Origin of the sequence: Streptomyces sp. PR69, assembly GCF_026420845.1 — a bacterium.
GTDB lineage: Bacteria > Actinomycetota > Actinomycetes > Streptomycetales > Streptomycetaceae > Streptomyces.
Genome location: NZ_JAOWCB010000049.1, coordinates 14450 through 31266, shown reverse-complemented (window position 1 = coordinate 31266; position 16817 = coordinate 14450). Strand labels below are relative to the sequence as shown.

The 16817-nt window shown below is 72.2% G+C and carries 17 protein-coding genes and 1 pseudogene; 8 read left to right on the top strand and 10 right to left on the bottom strand.

Translation table 11 applies throughout. The features are described 5' to 3' along the window. Positions 1–194 (bottom strand): annotated as a pseudogene (locus OF819_RS27470) (hypothetical protein); the annotation flags it as partial. A 225-nt stretch (positions 195–419) separates the two neighbouring features. Here OF819_RS27470 and OF819_RS27465 point away from each other — a divergent pair. Beyond that, positions 420–872 (top strand): Rieske (2Fe-2S) protein, encoded by a 453-nt coding sequence (locus OF819_RS27465; RefSeq protein ID WP_267246347.1) that lies wholly within the window; start codon positions 420–422, stop codon positions 870–872. Here OF819_RS27465 and OF819_RS27460 read toward each other — a convergent pair. Then, positions 859–1509, bottom strand: a complete 651-nt coding sequence (locus tag OF819_RS27460; protein ID WP_267246346.1) for an isochorismatase family protein — start codon at positions 1507–1509, stop codon at positions 859–861. The genes OF819_RS27465 and OF819_RS27460 overlap by 14 nt on opposite strands. 157 nt (positions 1510–1666) lie before the next feature. On the opposite strand from OF819_RS27460, the gene OF819_RS27455 reads away from it, so the two are divergent. Beyond that, on the top strand, positions 1667–2125 hold the full coding sequence (locus OF819_RS27455) for a pyridoxamine 5'-phosphate oxidase family protein (RefSeq protein ID WP_267246345.1): 459 nt from the start codon (positions 1667–1669) through the stop codon (positions 2123–2125). Here OF819_RS27455 and OF819_RS27450 read toward each other — a convergent pair. After that, entirely contained in the window at positions 2112–3032 is a 921-nt protein-coding gene (locus tag OF819_RS27450) for a LysR family transcriptional regulator (RefSeq protein ID WP_267246344.1), read from the bottom strand. The two genes, OF819_RS27455 and OF819_RS27450, sit on opposite strands and share 14 nt — an antisense overlap. A gap of 74 nt (positions 3033–3106) precedes the next feature. Between OF819_RS27450 and OF819_RS27445 the strand changes: the two genes are divergently transcribed. Beyond that, positions 3107–4279, top strand: coding sequence for an EamA family transporter (locus tag OF819_RS27445; RefSeq protein WP_416370638.1), 1173 nt, complete (start codon positions 3107–3109; stop codon positions 4277–4279). 379 nt (positions 4280–4658) lie between these two features. Here the strand turns inward: OF819_RS27445 and OF819_RS27440 are convergent, their stop codons facing one another. Then, positions 4659–5990, bottom strand: coding sequence for an aminotransferase class I/II-fold pyridoxal phosphate-dependent enzyme (locus OF819_RS27440; protein WP_267246343.1), 1332 nt, complete (start codon positions 5988–5990; stop codon positions 4659–4661). A 35-nt stretch (positions 5991–6025) separates the two neighbouring features. Here OF819_RS27440 and OF819_RS27435 point away from each other — a divergent pair, with 35 nt between their 5' ends. Continuing rightward, positions 6026–6679 carry a pyridoxamine 5'-phosphate oxidase family protein gene (locus OF819_RS27435; protein ID WP_267246342.1) on the top strand — a complete coding sequence of 218 codons (654 nt, stop codon included), beginning with the start codon at positions 6026–6028 and terminating at the stop codon, positions 6677–6679. 42 nt (positions 6680–6721) lie between these two features. Here the strand turns inward: OF819_RS27435 and OF819_RS27430 are convergent, their stop codons facing one another. From OF819_RS27430 to OF819_RS27420, 3 genes are all read right to left on the bottom strand, one after another. Beyond that, a complete protein-coding gene (locus OF819_RS27430) occupies positions 6722–7729 on the bottom strand; it encodes a DMT family transporter (protein ID WP_267246341.1) in 1008 nt (335 codons plus the stop codon). A gap of 164 nt (positions 7730–7893) precedes the next feature. Continuing rightward, entirely contained in the window at positions 7894–8946 is a 1053-nt protein-coding gene (locus OF819_RS27425; RefSeq protein ID WP_267246340.1) for an EamA family transporter, read from the bottom strand. A gap of 74 nt (positions 8947–9020) precedes the next feature. Continuing rightward, complete coding sequence (locus OF819_RS27420; protein ID WP_267246350.1) at positions 9021–9575, bottom strand: Clp protease N-terminal domain-containing protein; 555 nt, start codon at positions 9573–9575, stop codon at positions 9021–9023. A gap of 495 nt (positions 9576–10070) precedes the next feature. Here OF819_RS27420 and OF819_RS27415 point away from each other — a divergent pair, with 495 nt between their 5' ends. Continuing rightward, entirely contained in the window at positions 10071–10499 is a 429-nt protein-coding gene (locus OF819_RS27415; RefSeq protein ID WP_267246349.1) for an SRPBCC family protein, read from the top strand. Between the two features lie 24 nt (positions 10500–10523). Here OF819_RS27415 and OF819_RS27410 read toward each other — a convergent pair whose 3' ends face one another. Then, complete coding sequence (locus OF819_RS27410; RefSeq protein WP_267246339.1) at positions 10524–11144, bottom strand: PadR family transcriptional regulator; 621 nt, start codon at positions 11142–11144, stop codon at positions 10524–10526. 135 nt (positions 11145–11279) lie between these two features. On the opposite strand from OF819_RS27410, the gene OF819_RS27405 reads away from it, so the two are divergent. Beyond that, a complete protein-coding gene (locus tag OF819_RS27405; RefSeq protein ID WP_267246338.1) occupies positions 11280–12101 on the top strand; it encodes a PhzF family phenazine biosynthesis protein in 822 nt (273 codons plus the stop codon). A gap of 65 nt (positions 12102–12166) precedes the next feature. Here OF819_RS27405 and OF819_RS27400 read toward each other — a convergent pair whose 3' ends face one another. After that, positions 12167–12946: a CPBP family intramembrane glutamic endopeptidase gene (locus tag OF819_RS27400; protein ID WP_267246337.1), complete on the bottom strand. Its 780-nt coding sequence runs from the start codon at positions 12944–12946 to the stop codon at positions 12167–12169. 735 nt (positions 12947–13681) lie between these two features. Beyond that, positions 13682–15175: a glutamate-cysteine ligase family protein gene (locus OF819_RS27395; RefSeq protein WP_267246336.1), complete on the bottom strand. Its 1494-nt coding sequence runs from the start codon at positions 15173–15175 to the stop codon at positions 13682–13684. A 498-nt stretch (positions 15176–15673) separates the two neighbouring features. Between OF819_RS27395 and OF819_RS27390 the strand changes: the two genes are divergently transcribed. Together OF819_RS27390 and OF819_RS27385 are read left to right on the top strand one after the other, a co-directional pair. Further along, positions 15674–16273 carry a hypothetical protein gene (locus OF819_RS27390; RefSeq protein WP_267246335.1) on the top strand — a complete coding sequence of 200 codons (600 nt, stop codon included), beginning with the start codon at positions 15674–15676 and terminating at the stop codon, positions 16271–16273. 322 nt (positions 16274–16595) lie between these two features. Continuing rightward, positions 16596–16802, top strand: a complete 207-nt coding sequence (locus tag OF819_RS27385) for a DUF5999 family protein (RefSeq protein ID WP_279928628.1) — start codon at positions 16596–16598, stop codon at positions 16800–16802. The last annotated feature ends 15 nt before the right edge of the window (positions 16803–16817 follow it).

Here is a 16817-nt window from a genome sequence, read left to right as displayed (position 1 = left end):
TCCGGCACCCGCAGCCCGAGCCGCCGCCCGAGGAGCCCGCAGACGACCTCGGCGACCAGGGTCTTGCGGCCCTGTCCGGCCCCGGTGAACTTCATGACGTACGTGCCGAAATCGTCGGCTTCGACGATGCCCGGAAGCGAGCCGCCTTCACGCAAGGGCGTGACATAACGGGTCGCGGTGACTTCGGAGAGCATTGCCCCACAGTAGCCGGGAACGGGTTCCTTGATCGTCCGGTTTCCGGGCTGCCGCGGCCCGTGCACAGGCCGCCGGCCGGCTTCCTTGAGAAATCCTTGAGGAAGTGAACAGCGCGGCCCCGGCGCTCGTACCTCTTGGTGAGACTGGCCGAAAGCACACCATGGGATCGCCGAGGCGCCGGCGTGGAATCGCCGTGGGATCGCCGCGGAAAAGGGGAGTTCAGCATGACACTGACGCGTCGTACGGTCGTGACGGCGGTGGGCGGAGCAGGGCTCGCGGTCGCGCTGACCGCGTGTGGTGGATCGGATGACCCGGCGGCGCAGACACCGGCGGACGGGGCAGGCGGCGAGGCTGTCGGCGGCGCGGGCGGTGAAGCGGGCGGCGGGAACGGCGCGGGGTCGGAGCTCGCCAAGACCGCCGACATTCCCGAGGGCGGCGGCAAGGTCGTCGGCGATGTGGTGATCACTCAGCCCGTGGCGGGACAGTTCAAGGCGTTCTCGTCGAAGTGCACCCACGCGGGGTGCGCGGTCAAGGACGTCGTCGACGGCACGATCAACTGCCCTTGCCACGGCAGCAAGTTCGACACCGCGGACGGCAGCGTCAAGGCGGGCCCGGCCACCGCGCCGCTGCCTCCCGCGTCCATCACGGTGCAGGGGGACGCGATCACGCTCGTCTGACGCGGCGGGGCCGCTTCCAGCAGGCGAGGATCTCGTCCGTCGTGGTCACCGTGGCCACCAGGGCGAGGGTGTTGCGGACCATCGCGGGGGTGTAGTCGGCGGGCACCCCCGCGATGGCGTCCCTGGGCACGACCGCCGTGTATCCCAGATTGACCGCGTCGAAGACGGCGTTGGGGATGGCGACGTTCGCCGAGACTCCGACGACGACGAGCGTGCGGCAGCCCAGATTGCGCAGCAGCGCGTCGACGTCCGTGCCGGAGATCGGTGAGAGCCCGTGCAGCCGGCGGACGATCAGATCCTCGCCGGCCACCTCGATGGGCGGAGCGACCCGGACGGCGGTGGTGCCGGAGTGCTGCTGCACGGGGAGGCGGGCGGCTGCCGTGAACAGCCGTGCGTTGCTGCTGGAGCCCCGCCCGTCGGGGCGGCGCTCGGCGATGGCGTGCAGCACCTGCACGCCGGCCTCATGCGCGCCCGCCACCAGCCGTGCGACATGGTGCAGCGCGCCCGACGAGCGTGCCTGGGCGGCGAGTTCGGGCAGCGCGCTGTCCGCTCCGACCACTCCCTGCTGGCATTCGACGGTGAGCAGCGCGGCAGTGGCCGGGTCCAGCTGCTCGGCGAGGTCTGCGGGCGGCGGCACGGCTCCCTCCTCAAGGCGGCACGATCACGGGCGGGCGATCACGAGCGGGCGTGGGCGTGGGCGGCGACAGTAACCGGCATTGCGCGACGGCGGAAGAGCGCCCATGATTTCCGGCATGATTCCTGACATGCCGTCAGAGATATGGAGGGCCTGACAGATGGCCGTCACACAGCGCCGCAGCCGTCGCATCATGATGAGCCCCGCCGAACTGGACGCCTTCCTCACCGAGCAGCGCACCTGCCGAGTGGCGACGGTCTCCGCGGACGGCCGCCCGCATGTCAGCCCGCTGTGGTTCGTCTGGGACGCGGGCTCGCTGTGGCTGTACTCGCTCACGCGCAGCCGCCGCTGGGCCGAGCTGCGCCGCGACCCCCGGCTGGCGGTCGTCGTGGACGCCGGCGAGGAGTACGGCCAGCTGCGCGGCGTCGAGCTGTCGGGGACGGCGGTCTTCGTCGGCGAGGCCCCGCGCACCGGGGCGCCGTGCCCAGAGTTGGCAGCCCCCGAGCGGCTGTTCGCCCGGCGGCACTTCGGCCTGGACGCGATGCCGCACGACGGCCGCCACGCATGGCTGCGACTGACGCCGGACGCCATCGCCTCATGGGACTTCAGGAAGCTGTAGGGGCGGAGGACTGCTCGGCCGCCGCCTCGCGAAGGGCCTCGACAGCCGCCCGGATGGACGGCCGGCGGTCGGCGTCCGCGCGCCACACCGCGTACACATGACGGAGCATCCGCTGCCGTACGGGGACGAGCGCGACGCCCTGAGGCACCGGGCCGCGCCCCAGCCGGGGGGTGACGCACACGCCGAGACCCGCCGCGATCAGCGCGAGCTGGGTGTGATGCTCGGCCGCGAGGTGCGAGATGCGCGGTTCGATGCCCCTCGCGCGCAGGGTGAACACCAGCCAGTCATGACAGAACTCGCCCTCCGGCCAGGAGACCCAATCGTCGTCCGCGAACTCCTCCAGACCCACCTCCGCCCGCCCGGCGAGGGGGTGCGCGGCGGGCATGGCGACGTCCGGGGCGTCGTCGACGAGCTGTGCCTGGGCGAGCCCGGCGGGCACGGGCAGGCGGCGATTGCTCCAGTCGAGCACCACGGCGAGGTCGAGATCTCCGCGCATCACGGCCCTGATGCCAAGCTCGGGCTCCAGCTCCCGCGTCCGCACTCGCAGATCGGGATGGGCGGTGCGCAGCCGCGACACCGCGCCGGGGAAGAGTCCGCGCGCCGCCGTCGGGAACGCCCCTATCCGCACCTCGCCGACGACCTGGCCGCGCTGCGCCTCGATGTCCGCCTGGGCGAGCTCCACCTGGGACAGAATGCGCGCGGCATGGTCGGCGAGCAGCTGCCCGGCGTCGGTGAGGCGGACCCCGCGGCCGTTCTTCGCCACCAGCTGCTGGCCGACTTCCCGCTCCAGCTTGGACATTTGCTGGGAGACCGCGGAGGTGGTCACATGCAGACCCTCGGCCGCGCCGCTGACCGAGCCGTGCCGGGCGAGGGCATCGAGGGTGCGCAGGCGCTCCAGATTCAACATGTAAGCAATGCTACGCGAAAAGCTGAAACAAATCTCGCTTGTTCTAAAAGTTCTTGGCCGTGATGCTGGACGCCATGACCGTGAACTGGCGCATCCGCTTCGCCCTGCTGTGCCTCGTGTGGGGCTTCAGCTTTCTGCTCATCAAGATCGGCACTGAGGCGTTCCCGCCGCTCCAAGTGTCCTTCGGGCGCGTCTTCTTCGGCACGGCGGTGCTCGCGGTCGCGATGGCGGTGCGGCGGCAGCGGCTGCCGCGCGGGGTGCGCACATGGGGGCATCTGGCCGTCGCCGGCTTTCTGCTGAACGCCTTGCCCTTCTCCCTCTTCGCCTATGCCGAGCAGACGATCCCCTCGACGCTGGCGGGCATCTGCAACGCCACCTCGCCGCTGTGGGGCATGGCGCTGTCGCTGGTGGCCCTGTCGGAGGACCGCCCGACCCGCCGCCGGGTCGCGGGCCTCGGCCTCGGCTTCCTCGGGGTGCTGACGGTGCTCGGCGTCTGGCAGGGCTTCACCGGACTGGAGGCGGGCGGCACGGCCATGGCGCTGCTGGCCTCGCTGAGCTATCCGATCGGCTGGATCTACGTACGCCGCACCCTGGCGGGCAGCAGCCACTCCCATCTTTCGCTGGCCGGAGCGCAGCTGCTGCTGGCGACGGCGCAACTGGCGGTGGTCACCCCGCTGTTCACCACGCCGCCGACGGCGCTCCCTGCGGGTCCGCTGCTCGCCGTGGTCGCCCTCGGCGCGCTGGGCACGGGCCTTGCGATGCTGGTCCAGTACGGCCTGGTGGCGGAGGTCGGCCCGACGACGGCGCAGATGGTCACCTACTTCATCCCGGTCATCGCCACGGCGGCGGGCGTGGCGCTGCTGGGCGAGCGGCTGAGCTGGAACACGCCAGCAGGCGCGCTGATCGTGCTGGCGGGTGCGGCGCTGACGCAGAGCGGCGCGAAGGGCCACGCCGCCACGGGCCCGCGGCCACAGCGGCCCGCCGCCCCGCTCCGGCCTTCCGCGGCCAGCCCGACCGACCGCCACACCCGCCGCGCTCCGGCCGGAACGGCCGCGCCGGGACACGCTCCCGGCCCGGGCGCAAGGCCCTCGGGGCTGCCACCCCGCGCCCCCGCACGGCCTCCGGCCGTGTCCTCAAACTCCCCCGGACAGGCTGGATTTTCCGCCCCGTTGGGGCACCTGCCTGGCCGCACCGCCAGCCCGCCGACGTCTGACAGGACCAGAACACCCAGCCCCGCCGACGACTGAGGCACAGGTGCGCCACAAGGTGGCGTCCCGCCGAGTGGTGTAGCCGGTCAGCCTTGGCGGCTTCGCAGGTGGCGGCGGGTCTGGCCGGGCCCGGGGCCCTGGCCGGCTCGCGCGGCGGCGCGGAGCTTCGGCCGAGCCGACCGATCACAGGCCATCCGCCACACACCAGCCCCGTGGGGGTCCCCCTGGGGGCACCTCCCAGCGGTAGCTGGGGGAGGAGTCTGGGGGAGGTAGCTGGGGGAGGAGTCCGGGGGACACTGAGGCGCAAGGGCCAGCGCAATCAAGCCCCGTGGGGGTCCCCCCGGACGAAGTCTGGGGGAGATTGAGGCGCGGGGGTGCGGGGGCGGAGCCCCCGTGAGGGGACCGGGGCGCGCCCCGGTCAGCCGTAACTCCGCACCGCCCCCGGCTCCACCGCCCCCGCCACCGCGTCCGCCGCCGCCCCGACGTCGTCCATCGTGAGATCCGAGACGGTGAACCGCAGCCCCGGCGGCGAGGCGATCCGAAAGCGCGCCCCGGGCGCGACCGCCCAGCCCGACTGCAGCAGCCTGGCGACCGCGCCCGTCTCGTCGGAGACCGGCACCCATACGTTCATCCCGCTGCGGCCGCTGGCGGCCACCCCCCTGGCGGCCAGCGCCCGTACGAGAGCGTCGCGCCGCTCCCCGTACGCGCGCGCGACGGCCCGCGGATCGACGGCCTCGGTCGCCCACAGGTGGGCGACGGCATGCTGCAGCAGCCGGCTGACCCATCCGGGGCCGAGGCCGAGCCGGCCCATCACCCGGTCGACGGTGACGGCGTCACCGGTCAGCACGGCGACCCGCAGGTCCGGCCCGTACGCCTTGGCCGTGGAGCGTACGAACGCCCAGCTGTCCGTGGCCCCGGCGAGCGGATGCAGGGGCTCGTCGACGAAGGCGTGTCCGTGGTCGTCCTCGATCAGCAGGGTCGCGGGGTGGCGGGTGAGCACGGCGCGCAGCTCCCCAGCGCGGTCCGGCCCGATGACGGCGCCGGTGGGATTCTGCGCCCGGTCAGTGACGATCACCGCCCGGGCTCCCGCGGCGAGCGCCCGCTCCAGCTCCTGGGGCAGGGGCCCTTCCTCGTCGAGTGCCACCGGCACGGGCTTCATGCCGAGCGCCGGGATGAGATCGAGCAGACTCCCCCACCCGGGGTCCTCGACGGCGACCCGGTCGCCGGGTCTGAGATGGGCCGAGAGCACCCTCTCGACGGCGTCGAGCGAGCCGGACGTGACCGCGAGGGGCCCGCCCGGCACGCCGTCGGCGTCCAGCGCCGCACGGGCGAGTGCGGCGAACCGGGGGTCGACGGGGTCCTGCCCGTACAGCCCCGGCCGCTCGGCGTACTGCCGCGCGGCGGAGGCGAGCGCCTCGTGCAGGGGCGGCAGCAGCGATACGTCGGGGTTGCCTTGGCCCACATCCCGCACTCCGGGCGGGGCTTCCACCCTGATCGCGCCCCGGGCGGTGCTGGCGGGCCGGGAGCGGATGCGACTGCCCCGGCGTCCGGCCGTCTCGATCACCCCGCGCTCGCGAAGCGTCCGGTACGCGGCCGCCACCGTGTTGGGGTTGACGCCGAGCTGTGCCGCCAACTCCCTCATGGGCGGGAGCAGTTGCCCCGGCTTCAGCGTTCCGGCGCCGACGCCGTGCTCGACCGAGGCCGCGATCTCCGATGCGCGCCTGCCAGCAATCCTATACTCTCCTAGCACAAAAACAATTATGCACTAGTGCAATGGAGGGGGCAATGGAGACGTACACCCCGACCGAGCGGACGATCCCCACACGCGCCAGGGAACGGGCCCGCTACGACCGCGAGCTGGTCCACTCGATACTCGACGAGGCCTTCGTCTGCCATCTCGGCTTCGTCCGCGACGGCGCGCCCGTGGTGCTCCCGACGCTCTACGCGCGCGTGGGCGACCGCCTGTACGTCCATGGCTCGACGGGCTCCCGCCCGCTGCGGACGGCCGGGCACGGCGACCCCGGCGGGCTGCCCGTCTGTCTCACCGTGACCCATGTCGACGGCCTGGTGCTGGCCAAGTCCGCCTTCCACCACTCGGTCAACTACCGCTCGGTCGTGGTCCACGGCACGGCCCGCCAGATCACCGACCCCGCCGAGAAGCGCACGGCGCTTGACGCCCTCGTCGACCATGCGGTCCCGGGCCGCGCCGCCGACTGCCGCCCCGCCGATCCCAAGGAACTCGCCGCGACCGCCGTGCTCCGCATCGACCTCGCGGAGGTCTCCGCCAAGATCCGCACCGGCGCCCCCAGCGACGACCCGGAGGACCTGTCCCTCCCTCACTGGTCGGGTGTGCTCCCTCTGAGCCCCCGGTACGCCGCTCCCGTCCCCGCGGAGGTGGACGAGGGCACGCCCCTGCCGTCGTATCTGCCCTCCCGCTGACCGACTCCCCAAAGGGGGTTGGGGGCACCCCAACCCCCTCCTTCAGGCGGCGCGCGCCTCCGCGGCCGCCAGCCCCGCCACCGCCCCCAGGAGCAGCGCCGCGCCCGCCGCCAGCGACAGCGTCAGCCGTTCCCCCAGCAGGGCGACCCCGAGCACGGCCGCGCTGACCGGCTCCAGGAGCATCACCACCGAGACCGTCGCGGCGCGCACGACCGCCGCGCCGGCGAAGTACAGCGCGTACGCCAGGGCGGTCGGCACGGCGGCGACATAGACCAGCAGCCACACCACGCGCACCGGCTCATCCGTCGTCGGCAGCAGCCCCTCCGCCAGCGCCATGGGCAGCAGCCCCACCGCCCCCACGGCGAACGCCCACGCGGTCGTGGTCAGCGCGTCCCCGCCGCGCCCGGCCCGGCCCAGCCACCGCGTCAGCAACGTGATCGCCGCGTATCCGGCGGCCGACAGCAGCGCCAGGGCCACCCCCACGGGCCGTACGGCCGTCCCGCCGTCGCCGAGCACCAGCACACCCAGCCCGGCGAGCGCACCGCCCACGGCGCACACTCCGCCGGCCCCCAGCCGCTCGCCCAGGGCCAGGCGGGCGCCAAGTGCGATCAGCACGGGCCCCGACCCGAGGGTGACCACCGTGCCCACGGCGAGTCCCGTCGCTTCGACGGCGGCGAAGTAGGCGCTCTGGAAGACGGTCAGTCCGATCCCGGTCGCCGCGATCCGCAGCACGCGCCGACGCCTGGGCTCGGCGACGGCGGCAACGGCGGCGGTGCCAAGAGCGGCGGCGCCGAGGCCGGCACGGGGCGACGCGCCCCGCCTCCGCACCGCAAGGACGGCGAGCAGCAGCGCCAGCCCTCCGGCGCAGCGCCAGAACGACAGGGCCAGCGGACCGAGATCGCTGGATTCGTAGACCAGCGAGGCGGCCGCGCCCGCGGTCCCCCACGCAATGCCCGCGACGACGAGAAAGGCGAGGCTGCGCCCCACGGGCACCGCGCCGACAAGCGCATACGACGACGAGGACGCCGAGGACGCCGAGGATTCCGACATGTGACTTCTCCGATGAAGAACAGAAGGGCTGGTCGTGTGGCTCCGGCACACGGGCAGCGACAAGCCGCTCGGGGACACCCCGAGCTCTGTCCTCAGTGGGAAGTGGCCGCCGCCCGCGTCAGGCGGCAGGAGGCGGAAGCACAGTCGAATGCATGGTCGGCACCTTATGAGCCGGACCGCTCGCGGGCCAACTGGGTTTCGGCGGCGGGGTCCGCGCCGTCGCCCGTGCCGCTTCCCGCCACCGGGCCGGACGGCGGCCGCGGCGTCTGGGACTGGGCGATGAAGGCGCCCGCCAGGACGACCGCGCCGCCCAGGATCTGCGGCAGGGACAGATGCTCGTGCAGCAGCACCCATGCCAGCACGGTCGCGATGACCGCTTCCAGACACGCCACCACGCCCGCCACCTGCGGCGAGAGCCTGCGCACCGCGACGACTCCCGTGATGTACGCGAGCACCGTGGCGATCAGCACGACCCAGCAGAGCAGCAGCACCGCGGGCACCCGTGTCCCGCCGAGGTCCGCGCTGCCCATGAGCAGCCGCCACTCCATGGCCCAGGGCCTGGCGATTACGGTCAGCACCGCCGTTCCCACGAGCAGGCCGTAGGCGATCACCCCCAGCGGGTCGGCCCGGTTCGTCGCGTCGCCGCCCTGGCCCAAGTCACCGCCCTGGCCCGAGTCACCGCCGTGCTCCGAGCCACCGCCCTGGTCCGAGAGGACGAAGTAGCCGACCTGGCAGCAGGCCGCGCCCAGCGCGAGCAGCAGCCCCACAGCGTCGAAGCCGAGCCCCGCCCACACCTCGACCACACACGCCAGTCCGCCGACGGCGAGCACCACGCCAACGGCCGCGGCACGGGTGACCGGCCGTCGCTGGACGAAGCGGACCCAGCCCAGCACCAGCGCGGGGGCGAGATACTCGATCAGCAGCGCCACACCGACCGGAATGCGGGAGATCGCCGCGAAGTAGCAGGCCTGGACGCCCGCCACGGCGAGGAGTCCGAACCCGGCGAGCAGAGCGGGCCTGCGCCGGACGAGATCCCGGTGACGCCAGGCCAGCGGCAGCATCACCAGCGCCGATCCGGCCACCCGCAGCCACACCGTGTGCAGCGGGTCGAGGCCCGCCTCGATCAACGGCTTGGCGGCGACACCCGAACCGCCGAACGCAAAGGCGGAGCCCAGGGCGAGCCCCAGGCCCGCGCTCCTCTTCTCAGACGCGTGCATCGGCACATCATGGCAGCGCCCGTCAGGACCGTCACCCCTGTGACACATGTCGAGACGGCTCCGGTGGGGGCGGTTCAGCGATGCGCCTGCGGTCCTCCGGCGATCCGCTCCGTGAGCAGCGCGGCATCCACGCCCGCCCGGCCGAGCACCTCGACGGCCCGGCACTCCGGGTCGGCGGCCAGGCAGACGAGCAGATCGACGCCGTCGGCGTACCCGGCGTTCCGGAGCCGCGCGCGCTCCCCCGCCGCCCTCATCGCGGCTGCCGCCGCGGGCGACCATCCGGGGCACCCGCGCCCGTCCGCCGCCCCCTTCACCACCGGCAGGGCGCCGGAGTCCTCCACGGAGCCCTGCCAGCGCAGCCCGTAGCCGATGCTGCGCTGGACGAGATAGCCGAGCACCCGTGCGATCTGCTGTTCACCGCCCAGCGCCGCCCTGGCGTCGGGGTCCCACTCAAGCAGCGAGTGCAGCAGGTGCGCCGTGTCAATCTGCCGGTCCCCGTCGCGCTGCGCCCTTCTGCGCGCCCCCGCGACCACGGTCGCCAGCTGGGCGTCGAACGCATCGGAGCAGACGCCGTCCTGGGCTGGGCGGGAGGCGGGCCGACCGGACGTCCGCGGGGTGGGGAAGTGCACACCTCCCACCCCATCAGCTCCACGCGGCCCATACGTCCGCGCGCGGAAGCATTTCGTCCTCCCACAGAAGTCGTGCACGGCCGACCGGTTCCTCCTCCTTGCGGATGAGATCCCGCCACTTCTCCCCCAGAGGCGCTCATCGCCCTGCCGTGCGCCCTCAGGGCAACCGGGGCGCACCCGGCGCGCGTCCCTGCGGGCATGTTCTGGATGGTCGCACTGCTCGCCATGGACGGACGGCAGTACGTCTACCGGGTCTACGCACCCTCCGACGCGCTGCCCGCCGATCTGTTCTGGGCCGCCTTCCACCGCCATGACGAAGGCCCCCATCCGCGGGCCTGCGACCGCTTCGACTCGGCCGAGATCTGGCGGCCGGGAGCGTCAGATTCTGCCGGTCCGGCCTGCCGAACGAAGCTGACACCGCATCAGCCTTGTGTGTTGCCGCCGCCCCGGCTACGGTCCGCCGCACCGCAACCCGCCGACGGAAGAGGTGGTCGCATGGCCGAGGTCAGCGCCGAGGCGAGGATCGGGGCGCCGGCCGAGAAGGTATGGGCCCGGCTCACCGACTTCTCCTCGTACGGCCAGTGGAGCGCCACGCACACCGGCTTCCCCGACGGCGGTCCCGCCACGCTGGAGATCGGCGCGGGCTTCACGGAGAGCATGAAGCTGATGGGCTTCCCGGCGGAGGTCGCCTGGACGGTGTGCGAGCTGGAGCCTGCCCGGGTGTTCGCCACCAGGGGCAAGGGGCCGATGGGCATCAGCCTCGGCATGCGCTACGCCCTCACCCCCGACGGCGAGGCCACCCGGGTCCGCGTCGAGGGCGAGTTCACCGGCGCGGCCGTCTCTCTGATGGCGGGCAAGCTCAAGGACTCCGCCACCGCGGCCATCGACGAGTCGCTGCGGAAGCTGGCCGCCCTCGTCGGCTGACGGACAGCCTCTGGCCGAGCGCCGTCAGTGCTCGTCGGCGAGGATGAGATAGAGCTTCTTTCGCGCCTCGTTGATGACGGCGACGGCCTTCTGCCGCTGGTCGGCGTCCCCGGTCTTCCAGACCTGCCCGAACGCCTCCATCAGACCGAAGCCGGCCTGCCGGATCTCGTTGACCGTGTCCCAGTCGACTCCGCGCCCGGCCTCCTCCCAGGGGGCCTCCGGCCCGGATTCGGCCTCGGCCCGGCCGGACTCGGTGAGCGTGAACAGCTTCTTGCCGCCCTCGCTCTCGCTGACGATCAGCCCTTCGTCCTCCAGGAGCTGGAGCGTCGGATAGACCGAACCGGGACTGGGCCGCCAGGCCCCGCCGCTGCGCTCACCGATCTCCTGGATCATCTCGTAACCGTGCATCGGCCGATCCTTCAGCAGCGCCAGGATCGAGGCGCGCACATCACCGCGCCGCGCCCTTCCCCGGCCGCCGCCGCGACCGCGGCCGCTTCCGAACGGGCCCCCGAAAGGCCCGCCGAACGGCGGCCCGAACGGACCGAAGGCCCCGCGCCGCCCCTCGTACTCGCCCCAGCCCTGATGGCCGGGCCCGCAGTGTCCATGCCCGCGGCCATGACCATGTCCGTGTCCCTGCGAACGCATCACGCACTCCTTCCATCGTTGATCTGTCGCGATGCGTCAACGATATATCGGGATACTTCTTACGGCAAACCCCGATGCCAGTACCGCCGAATTGGCCTTGGCCCACGGCTGCGCCCCGCGTCTACGGTCCTCCCCATGCGGATTCGAATCGTCGACGCGTTCACCGACCGGCCCTTCACCGGCAACCCCGCGGGAGTCGTGCTCTTCGGCCCCGAGGGCTTCCCCGACGACGCCTGGCTGCAGAGCGTGGCAGCGGAGGTGAATCACTCCGAGACCGCCTTCGCCCACCCCCTGTCGCCGGGCGGCGAGGCGGACTGGGCGCTGCGCTGGTTCACCCCCGTCACCGAGGTCGACATGTGCGGCCATGCGACGCTGGCCACGGCCCATGTGCTGCGCACCACCGGCGCCGCGGCCGGCACGGTGCGGTTCGCCGCGCGCTGCGGCGTCCTCTCCGCCACCGCCGATGACGACGGCACCCTCACCCTGGACTTCCCCACCTCGCCGGTGACGCCGATACAGACCCCGGACGGTCTGCCCGAGGCGCTCGGCGCGAAGGTGATCTCCGTCCACGGCACCGCCCCGCACATCGGCGATCTGCTCGTGGAACTGGCCGACGAGGAGGCTGTACGGAGCCTGGCACCCGATTTCGCGGAGCTGACGCCCTACTCCGAGCGGGGAGTGATCGTCACGGCGGCGGCCGCGGACCCGGCCGCCGGCCATGACTTCGTCTCCCGCGCGTTCTTCCCGCTCATGGGCATCGACGAGGACCCGGTCACGGGCAGTGCGCACACGGCACTGGCCCCGTTCTGGTGCGCGCGGCTCGGCCGGGACGAGCTGACCGGCCTGCAGGCTTCCGCCCGCTCCGGCCTCGTCAGGACCGCACTGCGCGGCGACCGCACCCTGCTGACCGGCCGCGCCATGACGGTGATCGACGGCGAGCTGCTGACGGCGCCCTGACCGAATGCCTCGGGGGCGTACGGTCCGGATGCCGTACGCCCCCGAGGCCGCCCGCCCGCATCACGTCAGGCGGTCGGCAGCCAGCTCACCCTCCCCGCCAGCAGCGCGTACCCCACGAACGCCACGATGTCGAGAAGCGCATGGGCGACGACCAGCGGTCCGACGCGCCCCCAGCGCCGGTACAGCAGCACAAACACCACACCCATGGCCATATTGCCAAGGAAGCCGCCGATCCCCTGGTACAGGTGGTACGAGCCGCGCAGAACCGAGCTCGCGACCAGCGCAGCCCATGGCGTCCACCCCAACTGGTCCAGCCTGCGCAGCAGATAGCCGACGACGATGACCTCCTCGACGACGGAGTTCTGCAGCGCGGAAGCGATCAGCACGGGGAACTTCCACCACACGTCGGGCAGATTCTCCGGCACGACCGTCAGATTGAAGCCGCCCGCTCGGGCGCCCAGATAGAAGGCGAGCCCGGTGCTGCCGATGCCCGCCGCGATCAAGGCGCCCCGACCGAGGTCGGAGAGCGGCCGCGCGAAGTCGAAGCCGATGGCGCGTATCCCGGCCCCCTCCCGGAGCAGCAGATGCGCCACGAGCGCCACCGGCACCAGCGCGGTCGCGATGCCGAAGAGCTGCCAGGCCAGGTCGAGCCACGGCCGCCCGGGCGCATACGAGGAGTTGAGCGTGGCCGCCTGCTCCTTGAGCCCGCCGGGCCTGGTGACCGAACCGACAAAACTGATCAGCGCCGACACCGCGCTCGCGCCCAGCGAGAGCGCGAGCACCAGGATGGTCTCCTGCGTCAGGATGCGTCGCCGGACGCCGTCGTGAAGAGATGTCTCAGCCACCCGTCCCGCCGCTCTCCGCCGCACACGTGCCTCCGAAGCGTAGTCCCGTCCCGGTTCCCCGGGAGGTCACAGCTTGCCCGACGGCGACGAGGACCACTCACCCGGGTGCGGCGTCCCACTAACTGGGGGCTCCGCCCCCAGCCCCCCTTCGGGGGAGGGGGCAGCGGGCTGCCGCCCCGCGCCCCAGGGTGCGGCAGCTCCGCGCCGCTCGCCCCGGTACGGCCTGAAGGCCGTGCCCTCAAGCTCCCAGCCACCTCCCCCGGCTCCTTCCCGAGACTCCGTCCGGGGCACACTCACGGCGGTGCCCCCAGGGGCCCCTCGGAGGAGCCGCCAGGGGCACCCCTGGGGAGACCCCACGGGGGTTGATTTACGGGGGCTTCGCCCCCGGCCCCCCGGTACGGCCTGAAGGCCGTGTCCTCAAACTCCCCCAGACGGGCTGGAAAACCCAGCCCCGTGCGGCCACCTCCCAGCAGTAGCTGAGGGAGCCTGAGGCGCGGGGTCCAGAAACCCAGCCCCGCCGACGCTCAAGGCGCGGGAGCCAGAAATCCAGCCGCGCCGGCGATTGAGGCGCAAGAGCCAGAAACCAAGCCTCGCCGGCGATTGCGGCGCGGGGGCCCGGGGGCGGAGCCTCGCCGACGCTTGAGGCACACGAGCCACAAACCCAGCCCCGTGGGGTGCCCCCGGAAGGCGCGGGGGCCCGGGGGCGGAGCCCCCGTAAAGCCCCGGGGCACAGCCCTACGGCGGGCCGATCGGCCAGGTGTGCACAGGCCCGCCCTCGCGCGCCAGCTCGCAATACCACCGGGTCACGGCCGCCAACGCGGCCTCCCGCTCCAGCCCGCCCTCCACCGCACGGTAATAGCACTCCGTCTGCCACGACGCCCCATTGACCCCCCGCCTGCAGCGCTCCTCAATGACGCCCAGATACAGATCGCGGTCGGCGGGCTCGACATTCCACGCGTCGAGCCCCGCGGCCGCGAGCGGCAGCAGCTCATCGAGCACGAGCTTCACCGCCGGCACCGTGGTGACGCCTCCGCCCCGGCCGGGACGCGGCCAGCGCAGCTCCGCGTCGATGCCGTGGCGGCACGCGAGGTCGAAGTTCTCGGCCGCCGCGGCGAAGGGCAGCCGGTGCCACACCGGCCGTGACTCGTCGGCGAGGGCGCGCACCAGTCCGTAGTAGAAGGCGGCGTTGGCGATGACATCGGTGACCGTGGGCCCCGCGGGCAGCACCCGGTTCTCCACCCGCAGATGGGGGACTCCGTCGACCACTCCGTACACCGGACGGTTCCAGCGGTAGACGGTGCCGTTGTGCAGCGCGAGTTCATACAGCTTCGGCACGCCTCCCGCGTCGATGACGCGCAGCGGCTCCTCTTCGTCACAGATCGGCAGGAGTGCGGGGAAGTAGCGGAGATTCTCCTCGAACAGCTCGTACGGGGATGTCACCCAGCGCTCGCCGAACCAGGTCCTGGGGCGTACGCCCTGGGCCTGGAGCTCGGGCGGCCGGGTGTCGGTCGCCTGCTGGAACAGCGGCGGGCGGGACTCGCGCCACAGCTCCCGGCCGAACAGAAAGGGTGAGTTGGCTCCCACCGCTATCTGCACGGCGGCCGCCGCCTGCGCGGCGTTCCACACGTCCGCGAAACGCGCCGGCGTGACCTGGAGATGGAGCTGTACGGAGGTGCAGGCGGCTTCGGGCGCTATCGATGTCGCAGTGCAGCTCAGCTGTTCCACTCCGGCGATGTCGAGTGCGAAGTCCTCACCGCGCGCCGCCACGATCTGATCGTTGAGCAGGGTGTACCGATCGGATTCCGAGAAGTTGGCGGAGACCAGATCGTGCTGCGCAAGGGTGGGCAGAATGCCGATCATCACGATTCCCGCGCCGAGTTCCGCGGCTTTGCGATGCGCGTATCCAAGTCCCGTGCGCAACTCCTCCGCGAGCTGGTCGAGAACACGTCCGGCGAGCCGGTGCGGCACGATGTTCACTTCGAGATTGAACATCCCAAGCTCGGTCTGGAAATCGCGACTTGCGATGCGCTCCAGCACTTGAGCATTCATCATCCTCGGCAGGCCGTCGGGGCCCGCAAGATTCAGCTCGATCTCAAGCCCCATGAGATTCCGGGGGCGGTCGAACCTCTTCTGGTCCAGCAGTCTGCCGAGCCCCTCAAGACAGTCATGCAGCTTCCGCCGGTACATATGCCGATCGTGCAGGTCACATCCCTCGACCCTCTCACCCATCGAAGCGTCCCTCCCCGAGTGGGCAGCCACGCGGCACAGGCCGCTCGCGTCACGGACGATAATGCCCAGACTGACTGATCGATAACGCCCCGCCGAGGGCCGGCGAACGGTAGGCTGGAAGAGGGGCTCAAGGGGCACATTCCAGCGGCATGATGGGATGTGCACATACAGGTGCCGAATGCCAAGTGAATTGCACCGGTTGATTTCGGCCTACCACGCCGGAGCCGACCTGGCAGGCCATCACGTCAAAGCCTTCGGAAAATCCGCAGAAATGGTGCGTTCCGCAGGCCGGATCCCGCCTTGACCGCAATATGCGCGAGCGCTAGCCGAAACACCCTGTGAACACGTGTCGTATAAACTTCGCGAACGAGGCAGAGAGTTGGCGTCCCGCCGAGGGCCCGATGGCTCTTTCCGGCCCCCTCTGACCCCGCACTCCGACAGCGCCGTCCGCACGTGCCCCCCGCTCCACCGTGTCTCCGACGTGAGAGGCGACCCACCATGCCGCTGCACATCCCCCCGGCCCCCGCCCCCGCCCTGCGCAGCGTCCTCGCGGCACTCGGTTCCCCGACCGCCGTCCGTGAGGACCGCACCCCCGCCCTGCGGTCCGCACAGGGACCGCTGACCCCCGAACTCCCCCTGCCCGTGCACGTCCTGGACCAGATCGCCCCAGCCGGGCGCACGCCCAGCACCCGCCTCGCCGGATGGCGCTTCCTCATCCGCGGCGGCGGCCGTGCCGTGGCCGCCGCGGAGACGATGCTGACGCCCGACGGATGGGCGTTCTCGCACTTCTTCGAAGGGCCCTATCTCGGCTCCACCGAGCGGGCGCTGCGCCAGGCCGAATCCATGGCCGAGTCCATGGGCACGCCTTTCCAGCCGCGTCTGCTGTCCGTCCCGGAGCTGTACATGCTCACCCTCTGGCTCCACCAGGACACGGAAGCCGACGCCTCGGCGGGCGTGCCCGCGCCCACTGACGTCCTGGTGCCGCTCGCCCCCGCCCCGCCGGGCATCGCCGCACACCGGCCCCGCCGGGTGGCGGATCTGCTGCCCGTGATGACGCTCCGGCTCACGCCGGGTCCGCTGCTCGGCCAGACGGCCTGACCACCCCCCCTTATGCGCCCCGCGGCCCGACCGGCACGACCGGCCGCGGGGCGTACGCCTGTCCGGCGCGGGTCACCCCGCAGGACGGCAAAGGACTAGCCCGTACCGACCACTGTGAACCATCCGAAAGGACAGTGCAGTTGAACTGAACCGTCCGCGCGGGTGACACGTCACTACGCAGTAGGAAGCGCTGTCGCGAAATCCCTGCGGATTGACGCCCGTGGGGCAACACTGGGAGCAGACCGACACACACACGGGGGACGGCATGAACAGCTCCGAGATCCGCAGCACAGACACCACACCGCAGCGAAAGATCCCCGCCATGTGCCAGCACCAACCGCCCTGCCCGTCTGCCGACTCCGCCGACCGCGAGGCGGCACGACTCGTCGCACACCACCCGGAGCAGGGGTGGAGCCTGCTGTGCAACGGCGTGCTGCTGTTCGAGGACACCGGCGAGCTGCTGCCGGACGGGCAGATCATCGCACCGCACCGGCCGCTGGCAGCGGGCACGGTGATGACGGCCGCCTGAGCGGACCGCCGCACA